The sequence below is a fragment of the Pseudomonas sp. OA65 genome (assembly GCF_017498305.1).
Taxonomy (GTDB): domain Bacteria; phylum Pseudomonadota; class Gammaproteobacteria; order Pseudomonadales; family Pseudomonadaceae; genus Aquipseudomonas; species Aquipseudomonas zanjanensis.
The window spans coordinates 14,681-29,818 of record NZ_JAGDEZ010000058.1; the positions used below are offsets into that span (position 1 = coordinate 14,681).

Annotated in this window: 17 protein-coding genes; 5 read left to right on the forward strand and 12 right to left on the reverse strand. The window is 60.7% G+C overall.

Going from position 1 to position 15,138, the window contains the following annotated elements; translation table 11 throughout:
* Positions 1-17: 17 nt before the first annotated feature.
* From J3361_RS27390 to J3361_RS27405, 4 genes are all read right to left on the reverse strand, one after another.
* Positions 18-191, reverse strand: coding sequence for a DUF3094 family protein (locus J3361_RS27390; protein ID WP_039593877.1), 174 nt, complete (start codon positions 189-191; stop codon positions 18-20).
* Between the two features lie 52 nt (positions 192-243).
* The gene (locus J3361_RS27395; RefSeq protein WP_186709012.1) at positions 244-771 is read right to left on the reverse strand and encodes an MOSC domain-containing protein; all 528 of its coding nucleotides are present in this window, start codon (positions 769-771) and stop codon (positions 244-246) included.
* Positions 768-1,394, reverse strand: a complete 627-nt coding sequence (locus J3361_RS27400; RefSeq protein WP_186709015.1) for a DUF1780 domain-containing protein — start codon at positions 1,392-1,394, stop codon at positions 768-770. Before J3361_RS27400 ends, J3361_RS27395 begins: the two co-directional genes overlap by 4 nt.
* A 224-nt stretch (positions 1,395-1,618) precedes the next feature.
* Complete coding sequence (locus J3361_RS27405; protein WP_207967170.1) at positions 1,619-2,512, reverse strand: LysR substrate-binding domain-containing protein; 894 nt, start codon at positions 2,510-2,512, stop codon at positions 1,619-1,621.
* A 152-nt stretch (positions 2,513-2,664) separates the two neighbouring features.
* Here J3361_RS27405 and J3361_RS27410 point away from each other — a divergent pair, with 152 nt between their 5' ends.
* The 3 genes from J3361_RS27410 to J3361_RS27420 all read left to right on the forward strand — a co-directional run bounded on the left by J3361_RS27410 (position 2,665) and on the right by J3361_RS27420 (position 4,063).
* Positions 2,665-3,078 carry a tautomerase family protein gene (locus tag J3361_RS27410; protein ID WP_207967171.1) on the forward strand — a complete coding sequence of 138 codons (414 nt, stop codon included), beginning with the start codon at positions 2,665-2,667 and terminating at the stop codon, positions 3,076-3,078.
* A 19-nt stretch (positions 3,079-3,097) separates the two neighbouring features.
* Positions 3,098-3,784, forward strand: coding sequence for an energy-coupling factor ABC transporter permease (locus J3361_RS27415; protein WP_186709037.1), 687 nt, complete (start codon positions 3,098-3,100; stop codon positions 3,782-3,784).
* A 63-nt stretch (positions 3,785-3,847) separates the two neighbouring features.
* The gene (locus tag J3361_RS27420) at positions 3,848-4,063 is read left to right on the forward strand and encodes a hypothetical protein (protein WP_207967172.1); all 216 of its coding nucleotides are present in this window, start codon (positions 3,848-3,850) and stop codon (positions 4,061-4,063) included.
* Positions 4,064-4,209: 146 nt separating this feature from the next.
* Here the strand turns inward: J3361_RS27420 and yacG are convergent, their stop codons facing one another.
* From yacG to pilB, 5 genes are read right to left on the reverse strand one after another with little or no spacing between them, the layout of a single operon-like run.
* On the reverse strand, positions 4,210-4,416 hold the full coding sequence (gene yacG, locus J3361_RS27425) for a DNA gyrase inhibitor YacG (protein WP_186709040.1): 207 nt from the start codon (positions 4,414-4,416) through the stop codon (positions 4,210-4,212).
* Positions 4,413-5,036: a dephospho-CoA kinase gene (gene coaE, locus J3361_RS27430; RefSeq protein ID WP_207967173.1), complete on the reverse strand. Its 624-nt coding sequence runs from the start codon at positions 5,034-5,036 to the stop codon at positions 4,413-4,415. The genes yacG and coaE overlap by 4 nt, the downstream gene beginning before the upstream one ends.
* Positions 5,037-5,048: 12 nt before the next feature.
* Positions 5,049-5,918, reverse strand: coding sequence for an A24 family peptidase (locus J3361_RS27435; protein WP_207967174.1), 870 nt, complete (start codon positions 5,916-5,918; stop codon positions 5,049-5,051).
* Position 5,919: 1 nt separating this feature from the next.
* Entirely contained in the window at positions 5,920-7,137 is a 1,218-nt protein-coding gene (locus tag J3361_RS27440; protein WP_207967175.1) for a type II secretion system F family protein, read from the reverse strand.
* Positions 7,138-7,139: 2 nt separating this feature from the next.
* Entirely contained in the window at positions 7,140-8,840 is a 1,701-nt protein-coding gene (gene pilB / locus J3361_RS27445) for a type IV-A pilus assembly ATPase PilB (protein ID WP_207967176.1), read from the reverse strand.
* 224 nt (positions 8,841-9,064) lie between these two features.
* Here pilB and J3361_RS27450 point away from each other — a divergent pair, with 224 nt between their 5' ends.
* On the forward strand, positions 9,065-9,496 hold the full coding sequence (locus J3361_RS27450; RefSeq protein ID WP_207967177.1) for a pilin: 432 nt from the start codon (positions 9,065-9,067) through the stop codon (positions 9,494-9,496).
* A gap of 286 nt (positions 9,497-9,782) precedes the next feature.
* Positions 9,783-10,136 (forward strand): BON domain-containing protein, encoded by a 354-nt coding sequence (locus J3361_RS27455; protein WP_207967178.1) that lies wholly within the window; start codon positions 9,783-9,785, stop codon positions 10,134-10,136.
* Positions 10,137-10,467: 331 nt separating this feature from the next.
* On the opposite strand, the gene J3361_RS27460 is transcribed toward J3361_RS27455, so the two are convergent.
* The 3 genes from J3361_RS27460 to J3361_RS27470 form a co-directional block, all read right to left on the reverse strand.
* Positions 10,468-10,764 (reverse strand): DUF2845 domain-containing protein, encoded by a 297-nt coding sequence (locus J3361_RS27460; protein ID WP_207967179.1) that lies wholly within the window; start codon positions 10,762-10,764, stop codon positions 10,468-10,470.
* Position 10,765: 1 nt separating this feature from the next.
* Positions 10,766-13,699 (reverse strand): DUF748 domain-containing protein, encoded by a 2,934-nt coding sequence (locus tag J3361_RS27465; RefSeq protein ID WP_207967180.1) that lies wholly within the window; start codon positions 13,697-13,699, stop codon positions 10,766-10,768.
* Positions 13,700-13,815: 116 nt separating this feature from the next.
* Positions 13,816-14,832, reverse strand: a complete 1,017-nt coding sequence (locus J3361_RS27470) for a class I SAM-dependent methyltransferase (RefSeq protein WP_207967181.1) — start codon at positions 14,830-14,832, stop codon at positions 13,816-13,818.
* Positions 14,833-15,138: the final 306 nt, after the last annotated feature.

Sequence of the window (15,138 nt, forward strand, 5' to 3'; positions counted from 1 at the left end):
CGCGAGCATCAAGCGGCTCATAGCGTCAGGTAACTGATCAGTCGGCTCAACAGGCCCAGGCCAATCGTGATGGCCAGTACCACCACCAGGAGCATCCACGGCCGGAAAGGCCGGCGCTCGACTCGGTGCTGGGACAGTTGCAGGTACTCTTCGACATGCTTCTGGTCGTCTGGGTTCAGGCGGCTGGTCATAAAGGCCTCGTCAGGTAGACGTTGCGGAAGGTGAAGACGTTACAGCGTCCGGCTAGCCGGCATTGAAAGCAGCATAGCCGCTCGCCGGAACGGGTTCGACGGCCAGGGGGTCGTCCAGGCGAATGATTCCACTTTTTAACACCCGGGCGGTGATTCCGCCATGGCCGCGTACGGCCTGGAATGTACCTTCGCCGAGGTTTCGCTCCAATCGGGCGCAGGGCTGGCACCAGCCGGTGGTTTCAAAAATGGCTTGGCCGATGCGAAAGCGCCGGCCCTTGAGGCTGAACAGATTGATGCCGCTGACCACAATGTTGCGCCGCAGCGCCTGTGGCAGCACCGGCTGGTCCTCGGGGCGGCCCATCAGCGCGCTGATGACGGCCAGGTGCTCCCATTGGATCAGCGTGACCTGCCGCGCATTGCGCACACCGGGGCGGGCATGATCGCCGGTCAGCCCGGCCTCCAGGCGCGCCTCCACGGCGTCCAGTTCGATCATCGGTGCGTGGCCTTGGGGACGCACGCCGATCCAGCGCACACGGCCCTGTTGCGGCACGGCGGCGATCAGTTCCTGCAATGGACTCACAGGCTGATTCCCACATCGAAGACGATGCTGCGGCCCAGGTTGCCCCGCAGGAAATCCGGTGCATCGGGATGGGCGAACAGCACCCGGGCAAACGTCGGCCCCACCAGCGACAGCGAGCGCCAGCCCTGGCGCAGGTATTCGGTGGGCGGTGGAAAATGGCTGTTGAGGTCCAGCACTTCGCGCTTGAGGCTGGCGAAGGCGATGATGTCCAGATCGCCCAAGTCCATGCCGCGCTCGGTGTAGTTGTGGGCTTTCTTGCGCAGCGTCGGGGCCAGGCGCAGCAGGAATTCATTGGCCGGGATCCGCCTGGGCTTGGCTTCGCGCCGCACCAGTTGGCTCAGGGAAAAGGCGCTGCGGCGGCGTTGCAGTTCATCGCGCCATTCATCATTGAGGCGACGGCCCTCGTCGAGCACGAAAAATACCTCGAAATTGGCATCGCGAAACAGCACGTCCGGCGGCTCCCCGGCCGGGGCGAACTCGTCGGCCCGATAAGGCACGTTCAGCCCTTGCAGCAGACGCTGGCAGACCCAACGCTCACGCTCCCATTTGCGGGCATTGGAAAGAAAGGCGTTGGCTTGCTCGGCCGCGATGGTCAGCAGGCGTAAGTAATCGGAGTCATCCATGAGCCCAAGCTTAGCGTTCAAATGTGATCAGAAAAAATAAAGCTGCTGCGATGAAGCGAAATTTTCGCTCAGGCAGGTAATGCTGTTGCCACAAAACTCACGTACACCGCAGGCCCCATTGTGGGAGCGGGCTTGCTCGCGAAGAGGACAGCACATTCAACATCATCGTTGACTGTAATGCCGCCTTCGCGAGCAAGCCCGCTCCCACAGGATGAGCATTACCCTCAGGCAGGCCCCGCCAGGCCATCCTGCTCAGCCTGACGTGCCAACCAGGCGCAGAATACATCCAGTTTCTTGCTGTGTTGCGCGCTGCGCTTGGCGATATAGGTGTAGCGGCTTGGCTGAAATCCGAACGGTGCCACCAGGCGACCCAGGCGAATGTCATCGGCCACCAGGTGCCATGGCGCGACACCAATCCCCAGGCCGGCAATCGCTGCCTCCAACGTAAAGTAATAGTGTTCGTATTTCAGCCCGGCCGGCGCGCTGGCTGGATATCCCATCGCATCGCCCCAGTTCGTCCAGGCATCCGGACGGGTTTTGGTATGCAGGAGGGGATGGCGGAAAATCGAACTCAAGTCAGTCAATTGGATGCGCGCGGATAAGGAGGGCGCCAAGACGATGCCCAAGCGTTCGGGAAACAACAGCACGGTGTTGTTGCGTTCATCCGCAACGTCCTGTTCTGCCGTGATCATTACGTCATGACGGTCCCGCCCCGGATCGGCCCCATGGACCGGTGAACTCAAGCGGATCTTGATCTGCGGGTAAGTCGTATTGAAGTCGAAAAGCCGGGGGATCAGCCACTTGACCGTGAACGTGCTGAAGCAGGACACGTCGAGGGTGCCGGTCGCCGTGTCTCGGATTCTGCCCACCGCGGCCTCGATCTGATCCAGCGCGGCCGTCAGTTCCGGCAGGAGTTCTTGCCCGGCAGGGGTGAGCTGCGGTTTGTTCTTTGGGCCTTCGAACAGGTCCACGCCAAGGCTCAGCTCCAACTGACGGACCTGGCGACTGACAGCGCCCGGAGTGACGGACAACTCTTCGGCGGCCGCATTCATCTTGCCCAGGCGGGCAGCCGCCTCGAAGGTGCGCAGTGCATTCAATGGGGGTAGGTGACGTTTCATGAAGTGACTTTAACTCAATTACATCGGGCGCATAAATCGATATCCGGCACGCTGCGGATTTCGCAGAATTCCTCGGCTTCCCGGGGGTTGTCGATTGTTCAACGTCGCGACGATTGGGAGCCATTTCCCCACTCAAATTGAGAACAGCTCACATGCCATTCGTTCGTACAGCCGTCACCAAGGGCACCAGCCAGTCGCAACGCCAGCGCATTGTCGAGGGCATACACCAAGCACTGGTCGAGAGCATTGGCATGCCCGAGGATGAACTGTTCAATCTGGTCACAGACTATGATCCCGAGCAGTTTTTCTACAGCCGCACGTTTAACGGTGTGGATCGTTCAGACCATTTGATCGTGATTGAGATTACGATGCGCAGGGGCCGTAGTGATGCGATGAAGCGCGAGCTCTACAAAAACATTGCCGACAATCTCGGGATTCAAGCCCAGGTTCGTCCGCAAGACGTTTTCATCTTCATGCATGAGAATGACTATTCGGATTGGTCGGTTGGCTTTGGTAGGTTTGCAATGGCTCTGGTACAACAACCAGGAAGTGTCGCTCCCCAATAGCGAACGAACGGAGTAACCCATGATCGGTGCCGAACTGCTTTCATCGCAGACCCAGGCGGCCGGCTGGCTGGTGTATGTGCCAGTGTTGGCCTGGGCCGTGGTGCGGGCACCGTGGGTCGAGCTGTTCACCGACAGCCGCCGCCAGCACCTGCTGTTCGGCACGGTGCTGGCGTTGTTCATGCTGTGGCTGGTGCGGCGGGATTTCGATACGGGTGTCTCGTATCATTTCATCGGCATGACCGCCGTGACGTTGCTGCTGGACTGGCCGTTGGCGGTCCTGGGTGGCTTGTGCGCGCAGCTTGCGCTGGTGCTGCTGGGACGTCAGGACATGGCGGCGGTCGGGGTCAACGGCGCGCTGTTGATCCTGCTGCCGGTGCTTATCACCGAATGCTGCGCGATCCTGGTGGAGCGCGCCCAGCCACGCAATCTGTTCGTGTACATCTTCTGTTCGGGGTTTCTCGCCGCCGCGCTTTCGGCATTGGCGTGCCTGCTGCTTGGGCTTGGCCTGCTGTGGTACGACGGGATATTCGCCATGCCTTACTGGCTGGAGGATTTCATCGGCTACCTCTGGCTGATCATCTTTCCCGAGGCGTTCATCAACGGCATGGTGATCAGTGCGTTGGTGGTGTTCAGCCCCGAATGGCTGGAGACCTTCAACCGCACGCGCTACCTGTCGGCGCCGTGGAACGATGATGACAAGCCTTGATTCACGTCAAGGCTGCGCCATCACACGCCCTTCATGCTCTGGAAAACTTCCAGGAGCACAACCATGAGTGTTTATGAGTGGGCCAGACAAGAGATCAGGCGTAGCCACGATGCCGCAATGGAGATCGGTTTCGACCCGGGCTTGAGCCTGCGTGCCTTGCTCAGTGCCATCGTGCAGCAGAGCAAGACAGTGCGCAGCACTGAAGACCTCGCCGATGAGTTGAGTTTCCTGGCGGAAAACCTCGACGATGAACAGGATTACGGTTTCATGCGGCCTTAGGGGATAACTCCGTTACCTGAGATGACAATGAGCCTGTGGCGAGGGAGCTTGCTCCCGCTTGAGTGCGAAGCACTCATCGTTTTTTGGGGGACGCTACGCGCCCCAGCGGGAGCAAGCTCCCTCGCCACAATGATTCATACCGGGCCTCAGTGATGGGAGCGCGGATTGAAGTCTTCGCTGAACAACTCATCCTCGGCGTCCGGGGCCACGGGGATCTTGTGTTCTTCCGACGCCCAGGCGCCCAGGTCGATCAGTTTGCAGCGATCGGAACAGAACGGCCGGAATTTGCTTTCCGGGCTCCATTCCACGGGTGCGCCACAGGTTGGACAATCAACGGTTGGGGTTTGGCTCATGATTGGCCTCCACGCAAAGTAAGGTAAAAGTGATGCAGGCGTTCGACCTCGCTGTGCAGCCAGGCGAGGTCGCGGTCGTTGACCACTACGTCGTCGGCATGGCTCAGGCGATCCTGGCGGCTGGATTGGGCCTTGAGGATCGCTTGGACCTGCTGCTCGCTGGTCTGGTCGCGCTGTAAGGTACGTTCGATTTGCAGTTGTTCTGGCGCGTCGATCACCAGGATCCGCTGGGTCATGGCGTACTGGCCTGACTCGATCAGCAGCGGCGACACCAGGATCGCGTAGGGCGATCGTGCCTGGGCCAGGTGATGGGCGATTTCCTCGGCGATTAACGGATGCAGCAGTGCTTCGAGCCAGCGGCGTTCCTCGGCCTGCTCGAAAATCAGCTTGCGCAGCGCCGCCCGATCCAGGGCGCCGTCGGCTTGTAATACGTCAGGGCCGAAGTGTTCGGCGATTTTCGCCAGCGCCGGGCGCCCGGGCTCGACCACCCAGCGTGCGGCGTGATCAGCGTCGACGGCATGCACACCCAGGTCGATAAAATGCTGGGCCGCCGCGCTCTTGCCGCTGCCGATGCCACCGGTCAGGCCGAGGATCCAGGGTTTTTCCAGAGGGTTATTCATAGAAGATCGACATTAGAAACCGACAGACTGCCAGTAGAAGTCGGTTATTTGACCACCCCAGAGCAAGGCAATCCAGCCGGCAATGGCCAGATAAGGCCCAAAGGGGATTTGTGTCGACCCGGGAGCGTCACGCAGGCGCAGCACAATGACCCCGATAACGGCGCCCACCAGCGACGACAAGAGCAGCGTCAGCGGCAGGATTTGCCAACCGCCCCACGCGCCCAGCATGGCCAGCAGCTTGAAGTCCCCGTAGCCCATGCCTTCCTTGCCGGTGATCAGCTTGAACACCCAGAACACCGACCACAGCGCCAGGTAGCCGGCCACCGCGCCCCACATCGCTTGGTCCAAGGCAACGAACAGGCCGAAGCTGTTGACGATCAAGCCCAGCCACAACAACGGCAGCACCAAGGTATCGGGCAGCAATTGATGTTCGGCGTCGATCAGGCTCATGGCCAGCAGGCCCCAGGTCAGCAGCATCACCATGCCGGCCTGCCAGCCAAAGCCGAAATGCCAGGCGACGAACGCCGACAACGCGCCGCAGGCTATTTCGGTAAGGGGGTAACGCGTGCCAATGGGCGCGGCGCAGCTCGAACAGCGGCCGCGCAACATCACGTAGCTGAGCACTGGGATGTTTTCCCAGGCGCGGATGCGATGGCCGCAGTGCGGGCACTGGGAATGGGGCAGCATGAGATTGTAGACCGGGCCCGGGGTTTCGGCCGGCAGGCCCAGCAGGTCATGGGCTTGCAGGCGCCATTCGCGGTCGAGCATCTTCGGCAGGCGCCACACCAGTACGTTGAGGAAGCTGCCGATGATCAGGCCGAGCAATGCCGCAACGAGCACGAAAGCCACGGGGTACAGCACGAAAAATTCGCTCAAGGGCATGTCAGATCGCAGAGCCGAGTTGAAAGATGGGCAGGTACATGGCAACCACCAGGCCACCGACGACGATCCCCAGGATCACCATGATGAAGGGTTCCATCAGGCTGGTGAGGTTGTCCACCAGATTGTCCACCTCGGCCTCATAAAAGCTCGCCACTTTGTCGAGCATGTCGTCCAGCGCGCCGGATTCTTCGCCGATGGCAGTCATCTGGATGGCCAGGTTCGGAAAGATCCCCGACGCGCGCATGGAAAAATTCAACTGCATGCCGGTGGAGACGTCCTGACGGATACGTTGCACGGCGCGCTTGAATACCACGTTGCCGGTGGCGCCCGACACCGAATCGAGGGCTTCGACCAGCGGCACACCGGCGGCGAAGGTGGTCGAGAGCGTGCGGGCAAAGCGAGCCACCGCGGACTTGTACATCAAGGTGCCGATCAAGGGGAGCTTGAGTAGCCATTTGTCCCGCCAGTCACGAAACGCCTGGGACCGCTTGAGGGCATATTTCACCCCGAAAAACGCCCCGGCCAAACCGCCCAGCAGCATCCACCACCACGCCTGCATGAACTCCGACAGGCCGATGACCATCACCGTGAAGGCCGGCAACTGCGCCCCGAACCCGGAGAAGACCGATTCGAACTGCGGCACCACCTTGACCAGCAGGATGCCAGTGACCACCGCTGCGACGAGTATCACCGCAGTCGGGTAGGTCATGGCTTTCTTGATCTTGGCCTTGAGGGCTTCGCTCTTTTCCTTGTAGGTCGCCACCCGGTCCAGCAGCGTATCCAGGGCGCCGGCCTGTTCACCGGCGTCCACCAGGTTGCAGTACAGCTCGTCGAAATACTGCGGGCATTTGCGCAGCGAGGCGGCGAAGCTGTTGCCGGCGGCAACTTCCTGCTTCACCGTATCCACCAGTTTGCGCATGTTGGGGTTGTCGAAGCCTTCGCCGATGATGTCGAACGCTTGCAGCAGCGGTACGCCAGCCTTGAGCATCGTGGCCATCTGGCGGGTGAAGAGGGCGATGTCCAGCGGCTTGATGCGCTTGCCCTTGCTGAATATCGAGGTGGATTTCTTGCGGACCTTCTCCGGGTTGATGCCTTGCTTGCGCAGTTGTGCCTTGACCAGGGCCGGGCTCTGGCCCGTCAGCTCACCGGTCATTTTCGTGCCTTTGCGGTCCTTGCCTTCCCAGGTGTACACATCGGTTTTGACTGCCTTGACCGCCATGTTCAATCCTTGGTGACCCGGTTGATTTCTTCGAGGCTGGTGACGCCCTGCATCACTTTGAGCAGCCCCGATGCGCGCAGGTCATTGAAGCCGTCGTTGCGCATCTGCAGATCGATTTCCAGCGAGTTGCCCTCGGCCATGATCAACCGTTGCAGCTCGGGCGTGTTCTTGACCACTTCGTAAACCCCCACGCGCCCTTTGTAACCGTGGTTGCACTGTTCGCAACCGACCGGCTCATAGATCGTGAATGTGCCGATGCGTTCCCGGGGGAAACCTTCCTTGAGCAAGGTTTCCTCGGGAATCTCGATGGCCTTCTTGCAGTGGCTGCACAGCTTGCGCGCCAGCCGCTGGGCGATGATCAGGTGCACGGCGGTGGCGATGTTGAACCCCGGAATGCCCATGTTCTGCAAGCGGATCAAGGTTTCGGCGGCGCTGTTGGTGTGGAGGGTGGACAGCACCAGGTGCCCGGTCTGGGCGGCCTTGATGGCGATCTCGGCGGTTTCCAGGTCGCGGATCTCGCCGACCATGATCACGTCCGGGTCCTGGCGCAGGAACGAGCGCAGGGCCTGGGCGAAGTCCAGCCCCTGGCGTGGGTTCACGTTGACCTGGTTGATGCCTTCCATGTTGATCTCCACCGGGTCTTCGGCGGTGGAAATGTTGATGTCCACGGTATTGAGGATATTCAGCCCGGTGTACAGGGATACGGTCTTGCCCGAGCCGGTTGGGCCAGTGACCAGGATCAGCCCTTGCGGCTGCTTGAGGGCGGCCATGTACAGGTCTTTCTGATCCGGTTCGTAGCCTAGGGCATCGATGCCCATTTGCGCGCTGGACGGGTCGAGGATCCGGATCACTACTTTTTCGCCCCAGAGCGTGGGCAGGGTGTTGACCCGGAAGTCGATGGACTTGGTTTTCGACAGGCGCATTTTCAGCCGGCCGTCCTGGGGTTTGCGCCGCTCGGAAATATCGAGGCTGGCCATGACCTTGAGGCGGGCGGCGATGCGGGTCGCCAGTTGGATGGGCGGCTTGGCCACTTCCCGCAGCATGCCGTCGGTGCGCACCCGCACCCGGTAGGTTTTTTCGTAGGGTTCGAAATGCAGGTCGGAAGAGCCGCCCTTGATCGCGTCCAGCAACATCTTGTTGACGAAGCGCACCACGGGCGCGTCATCGGTGTCCTGGGTGCCGATGGAGTCCTGCTTGGTGTCGTCGATCGATTCGATGTCCAGGCCGTCGAGGTCGACATCGCCCATGCCTTCCAGGCCGGTGCTGCTGGACTCGAAAAATTTTTCGATGGCGTCGCTGAGCTTGTCGTCCTCCACCAGGATGGCTTCGGTGGTTAGGCCGGTGCTGAATTGAATGTCGTTGATGGCCTGGTGATTGGTCGGGTCGGAGATGCCCACGTACAGCTTGTTGCCGCGTCGCCACAGCGGCAGGGCGTGGTGCTGACGCACCAGTTTTTCGCTGACCAGACCCGTAGGTTGGGCTTCCTTGTCCAGGCTGTTGAGGTCCAGCAGGGCGACGCCGAAATGCTCCGAGGCGATTTCCGCGATCTGGCGGCTCTGGACCAGTTTGTTCTGCACCAGGTAGCTGACCAGGGGGATGCGGCTGCGTTGGGCCTGTTGATACGCCTGTTGCGCACTTTGCTCGGTGAGCAGTTCGGCCAGCACCAATTGCTTGGTCAGGCCGCTGAGGGCGATGTCATTCATGGGGATACCGGACGCGGACAGTTCATGACTTATAGCCTAGTCAAGCATCGACGCCAAACCAGCGGGCCAGGGTGACAAAAAACGTCAGATAGTGCGGTTGTTGAGGTAGGACGTCGCCGTTGTGCGGGTTCAACACCCTTTATTAATGGGGCTTGAGGGTTGGCATGTGCCCTGCAATGGTCGTTTCAGGTCATGAGATTTCGACTCATGCATGGGAGATGTCTATGAATAAGCAAAAGGGTTTTACGCTGATCGAGCTGCTGATCGTCGTGGCGATCATCGGCATTCTGGCGACGTTCGCGTTGCCGCAGTATTCCAAGTACCAGGCGCGGGCGAAGGCGACGGCTGCACTGGCGGAAATTTCCGCTCTGAAGGTGCCGTTTGAGGACGTCATGAATCAAGGCCAAAATCCAGATGGAGACAACACTGGGGCAATTGCAAGCACCAGCAATTGTACAATTACCGTTGCGGGCACTGCTTCGGCAGGAACAGGTACCATTCAATGCACGATTGCCAACGCGCCTGCACCCGTGCTGGCCAAGACGATTACCCTTAGCCGTGCAGCTACGGGCGCTTGGACCTGCGCTTCCACAGCCGCCCAGGAGTTCCTGCCAGCCGGCTGTACAGGAGCCGCAGCAGCAGCTCCTGCCGGTTGACCATTTGGAAAAACGCCCATCGAAACCCCGCCCATGCGGGGTTTTTTACGTTACAGAAATGCTTAGCATTTCAAAAAGTTAGCATCTGCATAAAACCCGCAAGTTGCATGTCCCGAATCATCGCTTCATGCATTTTGCATGATCGCCAAAATCGCCGCTTCGCTTAACCTGCTGATTCATAAGCAATTTATAAATGTTTCAAAACTGGCACAGCCTTCGCACTACTCCTGTTAACCCTGCCGGGATTCATCTCCGGCGGTTTCTGAGAAAAACAGGAGTTACTCGTATGAAGAAGTTCGCTATCACTGCCGCCGCTGCTACCGCTCTGACCCTGACCATGGCTAGCGCATTCGCCGAGACCACCCAAGCGACTCAGGCGCCAATGATGCTGGCTGCAGGCGAAGTGACAGAGGCCAAAGAAGACGTTTCCGATACCTGGATCACCACCAAGGTCAAAGCTGACCTGGTCACTGAAAAAGGCATTCCAGGCACTGATATCAAAGTCGAAACCAACAACGGTGTTGTGTCCTTATCTTCGATGAACAAAGTCACTGAATCACAAAAAGACACCGCCGTGGCAATCGCCAAGAAAATCAAGGGCGTCAAGGACGTATCGGCTGACGGCCTGAAGGCCGAGTAAGGCCAAGACTTCTCGCCTGGACTGGGAGAAGGCACGGCAAGCGGGCTGAGTCATACGCTTGCCGTTGCTTTGGAGTTCATGCGAAAGGCCATAGGGATGTGGCCATTACAGGCCTCCGGCATTCGTGTCGGGGGCCTGTTCTATTTCAGGGTGGAAAATGTATATGGGGCTGGGGCAGCCAGGGAGACCGAGTTGCCCCTTTCGCGAGCAGGCTCGCTCCCACATTTGAATGCATTCAGCCTGAAGAACCCCGGCCCCCTGTGGGAGCGAGCCTGCTCGCGATAGCGTCGGTACTTCCAACACCAGTCCAACTGAAGGGAGCGAGGACCTTTCAGCGCCCCCGCTTGCTGGTGATCTCCACCAGCCGATTGCCCTCGAAACGCAGGTACTGGTACATGCCGCTGTTAGGGCCGTAGGTCAATTCTTCCACCGGGTATTCTTCCCGGCGATTGACGCTGCGCTTGTAGCCCAAGTCATCCCGCGCCGCAGGCTGTCCGCACTTCTGCAGCACTTCGCTCAAGCGGTCGCCGACGCTGATCAACTGGTTGCCGCAGCGCAGCGTGGTGGCCGCCGATGCCTGGCCGGCGGCGAGCAATAGACCCAGGCCGAGCCCATACCAGGGTTTCATCTTATTCGGCATCCAGATGCATAGGCGTGATCACCCGGCCATCGCTTTCGGCTTGGCCGAGGCTGGCGTCGATGAAATACACGCGGTCGTCAGCCAACTGGCCTTTGTCCACCAGGAAATCCTTGATGCTGCTGGCCCGCTCCTGGCCCAGTTGGCGCAACAGCACGTCGCTGCCGCTCCAGAATTTGATCACGCCTTCGCGCAGTTTCTCGATACGCGCCGTTTTATCCAGTTGCGTCCATTCGGCCGGCGGCTGGGTCTTGAGGCGCGTGCGGTAGATGCCTTCGAGCAACGGTGCCTTTTCATCCTCGGGCACCTCTATCAGCGAAGCCTGGGCCGGAACTTTGTCACCCCGACGCTGGAGCATCTTGTAGTAGTTGTACTGGTATTCGCGCTCCAGCCGCTGGGCCGCGAGCAATGGCCCGTCGCTGCTTTCGGCGGCGGTGCCCTCGATCTCCAGGCGCAGCTCCGGCCGTTTGGCCAAGGCTTCGGAGAGTTTGAGCAGCGTGCCTTCGTTATCCTTGCTCAGGTCGCTGGAGCCCGGTGCAAATGCGACGCTGCCCAGGTCTTCCGAACCACCGCCGGCCACCAGCCCACCGATGAGCTTGAATGGTGCCTGGGCCGCACGGACTACCAGGTTGCGCAGGGTCTGCCAGACGATCGGCATGACGCTGAATTGTGGATCGTTGAGGTTGCCGCTGACCGGCAGTTCGATGGAGATCTTGCCCTCGGAGTCCTTGAGCAACGCGATGGCCAGTTTCAGCGGCAGGCTCACGGCGTCCGGGCTGTCGACTTTTTCCCCCAGTTGCAATTGCTCGACCACCATCTTGTTGTCCGCCTGGAGCTGGCCTTTGGTGATGCGGTAATGCAGGTCGAGATTGAGCCGACCCTTGCGGATGCGATAGCCGGCGAACTTGCCGGAGTAGGGCGTCAGGGTCGTCAGCTCGACCCGTTTGAAACTGGTGGCGATGTCGAGGCTGGCCATCGGATCGAAAGGGTTGACCGCGCCCTTGATGGTGACGGGCGCGTAACGGTCGACCTTGCCCTTGATGTCCACACTGGCCGGTTTGGCCTGGCGGCTGTCGATGGTGCCGATCTGGCCATTGAGTTGCTGGATGGCCGTGGCGAAGTTCGGCGTGAGGCTGAAGTCGGCGAAGTTGGCCGAACCGTCATTGATGGCGACGCCGCCGATGTGGATGCCCAGCGGTTTTTCCTGGGCCGCCGGTTTGGCCGCGGTGTTCTTCGTGCCACTGTCGGCCGGTTGCGGGATCAGCAGGTCATCGACGTTGGTGGTGCGGTCGTCATTGATCATGAACCGCGCGTAAGGCTGGAACAGGTTGACCTTGTCGATGGACAGGCTGTCGCCGTGCTGGTAGTTGAGGCCTTCGACGACCAGTTTCTGCCATTTGACGAAGTCACGGGTCTTGAGGGTGTCGAGGGTATGCAACTGGTCGACCTGGGCGCGGCCGGTGATGGCAAAGGCCAATGGCTCGGTGCTCTTGAGGTCGACCGCGAGGTCGCTGCCGAGCATCCCGGAGCGCAGCTCCAGGCGAATGAACGGGTTGATGTACGCCTGCGCGACGCGCAGGTCGATGTCCTGGGTCTTGACCTTGAGCCTGGCGCTGATCGGGTTGAGGTTGACCTCGCCGTCGGCCAGGATCTTGCCTTGTTTGCCCAGACCGGTGTCGAGCTTGAGGGTAAAGGGCGAGCCGTTGAGGGTGTCGTAGTTCTGCAGGTCGAGGTTGAGAGGGCCGACTTCCAGCGCCACGGCGGGCTGCGCCTGGCGGTCGGCCAGGTGCACTTGATAGTCGCGCAGTTGCACGTCGTTGAGCAGTACTTGCCACGGTTTGCTCGGCGGTGCCGGTTCAGGTTTTGGCGAGTCGGCCGCCGCCGGGGCGGATGCCGGTTCAGCCTTGACTTGCGGTTTGGCCGGCTGGCTGGCGAAGAGTTTCTGCCAGTCCAATTGCCCGTCTGCCTCGCGAGCGGCCCAGGTTTCCAGCTTCTGGCTGCGGATCTTGCCCACGATCACTTGCTGTTTAGCCAGGTCCACCGTGGTTTCGCTGACATCCAGGCGTTCGAGTTTCACCAATGGGCGGCCGTCGGGGGCCTTGATGGCGAAGGGTGCGACACTGACCGCGACGTTGTTGAGCAGCAGTTCGGTGCCCTTGGCCAGGTTGAGCTTGTAGTCGGCGCTGAGGTTCAGGACGCCGTTTTCCAGCACCAGTGGCACCGCGTCGCGCACATAGGGCCACCAGGCTTTCATCTGGCCGCCAGTGACTTTGAGCGTACCTTGGGAGGCAATCGGCGTGAGGCTGAAATTACCGGTCCAATCGATCTGCCCGCCCTGGGGGCCGGCCGCCACCAGGGTCATGTCGGCATTGTCGTCGGGCAGGGTGCTGAGGTTCTTCAGCTCGAAATCGAGGGTGTCGTACAGGAACTCGATGGGCTCGCTGGGACGCAAGTCCTGGAAATGCACGTAGCCGCCCGCCAATTTGATTCGATCGACCCGCAGCGGGAACGGTTTGGCCTCGGGATCGGCGGGTGTCGGTTCGCTGGCTGGCAGCTTGAACAGGCCCAGCAGGTTCAACTGACCATCCTTGGTGAACGCGACTTCGGTCTTGGGCTTGTCCAGTTCGATGTTCACCAGATGGAGCGCCCCGGACCACAGGCTATCGAGTTGCAGATTGGCGTACAGCCGTTCAAAACCGATCTGCTCCTTGCCCGGTTCGCCGATATTCAAGCCCCAGAGAGTGACTTCAAGGCTGAAGGGATTGAGTTCGATGCGCTGGATCTGCGCCGGTACTGTCGCAAGGGCGGCCAATTGCTGGTTGGCGATGCGCAAGGCGATGCCCGGCAAAATCAGGAAACCCAACAGGCTGTAGAGAGCCAGTGCGGTCAACAGGGCGCCGATAGCGCGAATCAATCCTTTGGGCATGTGCGGTTTCATCTGGTGTGAATCGGAGTGCCTTGGAGTATGGCATGCGTTTACGGTTCCGAAGCCACTGTGATTTATGAGATTTGTCTGATTTCCTGATGCGATTCAAGCGTGGGCTAGAGTTGAAGGATCAGCGTCTTGAGCGGCGGTTGCTGGTCCAGGGAGGGGAAATCGCTGCCGGGGGTCAGCACGCTCCACTCGCGCACCGGGCGGCCGGCCTTTTGCGCACAACGCAACACCTGCTCGCGCCAGTCGTCCATGGGGACTTTTGCCAGGTTGTTGCAACAGATCAGCACACCATTGTCGGCAGTGGTCAGCAGTGCCGGTTTCAGCAGGCTTTGGTAGTCGCGCAACAGGTCGACGGTGCCGAACGCACTTTTCGCCCAGGCCGGTGGATCAAGCAGCACCAGGTCGTACTGGCGTTGCTCCAGACGCACGTGGCTCGGCAGTTTTTGCCCACGACGCTGGCTGATGGGCAGGCCAGCCAGTTGGCGAATCGCCGGGAAGTAATCCGACTGCACGAATTCCATGGGCGGCAATTCGGGGTTGAGCAGGCCGTTTTCACGACCCACCGCCAGGTTGCCTTCGGCGAAGTCCAGGTTGCACACCTCCCGCGCGCCACCGGCCGCCGCGCTCAGGCCGACGCCGCAGGTGTAGGCGAACAGGTTTAGCACGCTTTTGTCGCGGCTGTGCGCCTTGACCCAGCCCCGGGCGTTGCGCAGGTCGAGGAACAGCAGTGGATCCTGTCCGGCATGCCGGCCGCGAACACGATAATTCAAGCCCCATTCGTGCCCGACCAGGTCTTGCAGGGCGGCTTCGTCCGCTTGATAGACCGTGTCCTGGCGGTCGACGCGGGAATTGCCCCGGGCGCGGTCGTTGTAGACCAATAGGGTCTCCAGGCCCAGGCGTTCGTTGACGATGCCGTGCAGTTGCAGCAGGTCATCGCGCTCCAGCGACTGATGGAAGCTTTGCACCAGCAGTTGCGGGCCATAGCGGTCGATGGTCAGGCCGGGCGCGCCCTCCTGGCTGCCATGGAACAGGCGATAGCAGTCCGTGCCTTGCTGGTGCAATTGGCCGAGCAGTGCCTGGCGTTGGTCGAGGGCGGCGCGCAGCGCCTGATTCAAGGAAGACATGCCGGGCGCGCCTTAGAGAAATGAGGCGCGGGAGTTTAGCAGTTATGAAGGATCGGGTTTTAGGTTGCATAAGGTTACGGGTCAGACACCGTCCTGTGGCGAGGGAGCTTGCTCCCGCTGGAGTGCGCAGCACTCCCAAAATCATGGGGGCGCTTCGCACCCCAGCGGGGGGCAGCCCCCCCCCCCCCGGGATGTCGTGGTGCCTCCGCGCATAGGGGGTCAGCAGGGGGTTCCCGGTGTTGGGCGCGGGCTTGGGGTCGGGCGTTTTGTGGGGGTCGCGGGGGTTGGTCTAGGGCTCCTCCTTGG

What these genes read in the sequence shown, in the direction of transcription:
- J3361_RS27390 (WP_039593877.1), bottom strand. Translation starts at nt 191, where the DNA reads ATGACCAGCCGCCTGAACCCAGACGACCAGAAGCATGTCGAAGAGTAC.
- J3361_RS27400 (WP_186709015.1), bottom strand. Translation starts at nt 1,394, where the DNA reads ATGGATGACTCCGATTACTTACGCCTGCTGACCATCGCGGCCGAGCAA.
- J3361_RS27405 (WP_207967170.1), bottom strand. Translation starts at nt 2,512, where the DNA reads ATGAAACGTCACCTACCCCCATTGAATGCACTGCGCACCTTCGAGGCG.
- J3361_RS27410 (WP_207967171.1), top strand. Translation starts at nt 2,665, where the DNA reads ATGCCATTCGTTCGTACAGCCGTCACCAAGGGCACCAGCCAGTCGCAA.
- J3361_RS27415 (WP_186709037.1), top strand. Translation starts at nt 3,098, where the DNA reads ATGATCGGTGCCGAACTGCTTTCATCGCAGACCCAGGCGGCCGGCTGG.
- J3361_RS27420 (WP_207967172.1), top strand. Translation starts at nt 3,848, where the DNA reads ATGAGTGTTTATGAGTGGGCCAGACAAGAGATCAGGCGTAGCCACGAT.
- yacG (WP_186709040.1), bottom strand. Translation starts at nt 4,416, where the DNA reads ATGAGCCAAACCCCAACCGTTGATTGTCCAACCTGTGGCGCACCCGTG.
- coaE (WP_207967173.1), bottom strand. Translation starts at nt 5,036, where the DNA reads ATGAATAACCCTCTGGAAAAACCCTGGATCCTCGGCCTGACCGGTGGC.
- J3361_RS27435 (WP_207967174.1), bottom strand. Translation starts at nt 5,918, where the DNA reads ATGCCCTTGAGCGAATTTTTCGTGCTGTACCCCGTGGCTTTCGTGCTC.
- J3361_RS27440 (WP_207967175.1), bottom strand. Translation starts at nt 7,137, where the DNA reads ATGGCGGTCAAGGCAGTCAAAACCGATGTGTACACCTGGGAAGGCAAG.
- pilB (WP_207967176.1), bottom strand. Translation starts at nt 8,840, where the DNA reads ATGAATGACATCGCCCTCAGCGGCCTGACCAAGCAATTGGTGCTGGCC.
- J3361_RS27450 (WP_207967177.1), top strand. Translation starts at nt 9,065, where the DNA reads ATGAATAAGCAAAAGGGTTTTACGCTGATCGAGCTGCTGATCGTCGTG.
- J3361_RS27455 (WP_207967178.1), top strand. Translation starts at nt 9,783, where the DNA reads ATGAAGAAGTTCGCTATCACTGCCGCCGCTGCTACCGCTCTGACCCTG.
- J3361_RS27460 (WP_207967179.1), bottom strand. Translation starts at nt 10,764, where the DNA reads ATGAAACCCTGGTATGGGCTCGGCCTGGGTCTATTGCTCGCCGCCGGC.
- J3361_RS27465 (WP_207967180.1), bottom strand. Translation starts at nt 13,699, where the DNA reads ATGCCCAAAGGATTGATTCGCGCTATCGGCGCCCTGTTGACCGCACTG.
- J3361_RS27470 (WP_207967181.1), bottom strand. Translation starts at nt 14,832, where the DNA reads ATGTCTTCCTTGAATCAGGCGCTGCGCGCCGCCCTCGACCAACGCCAG.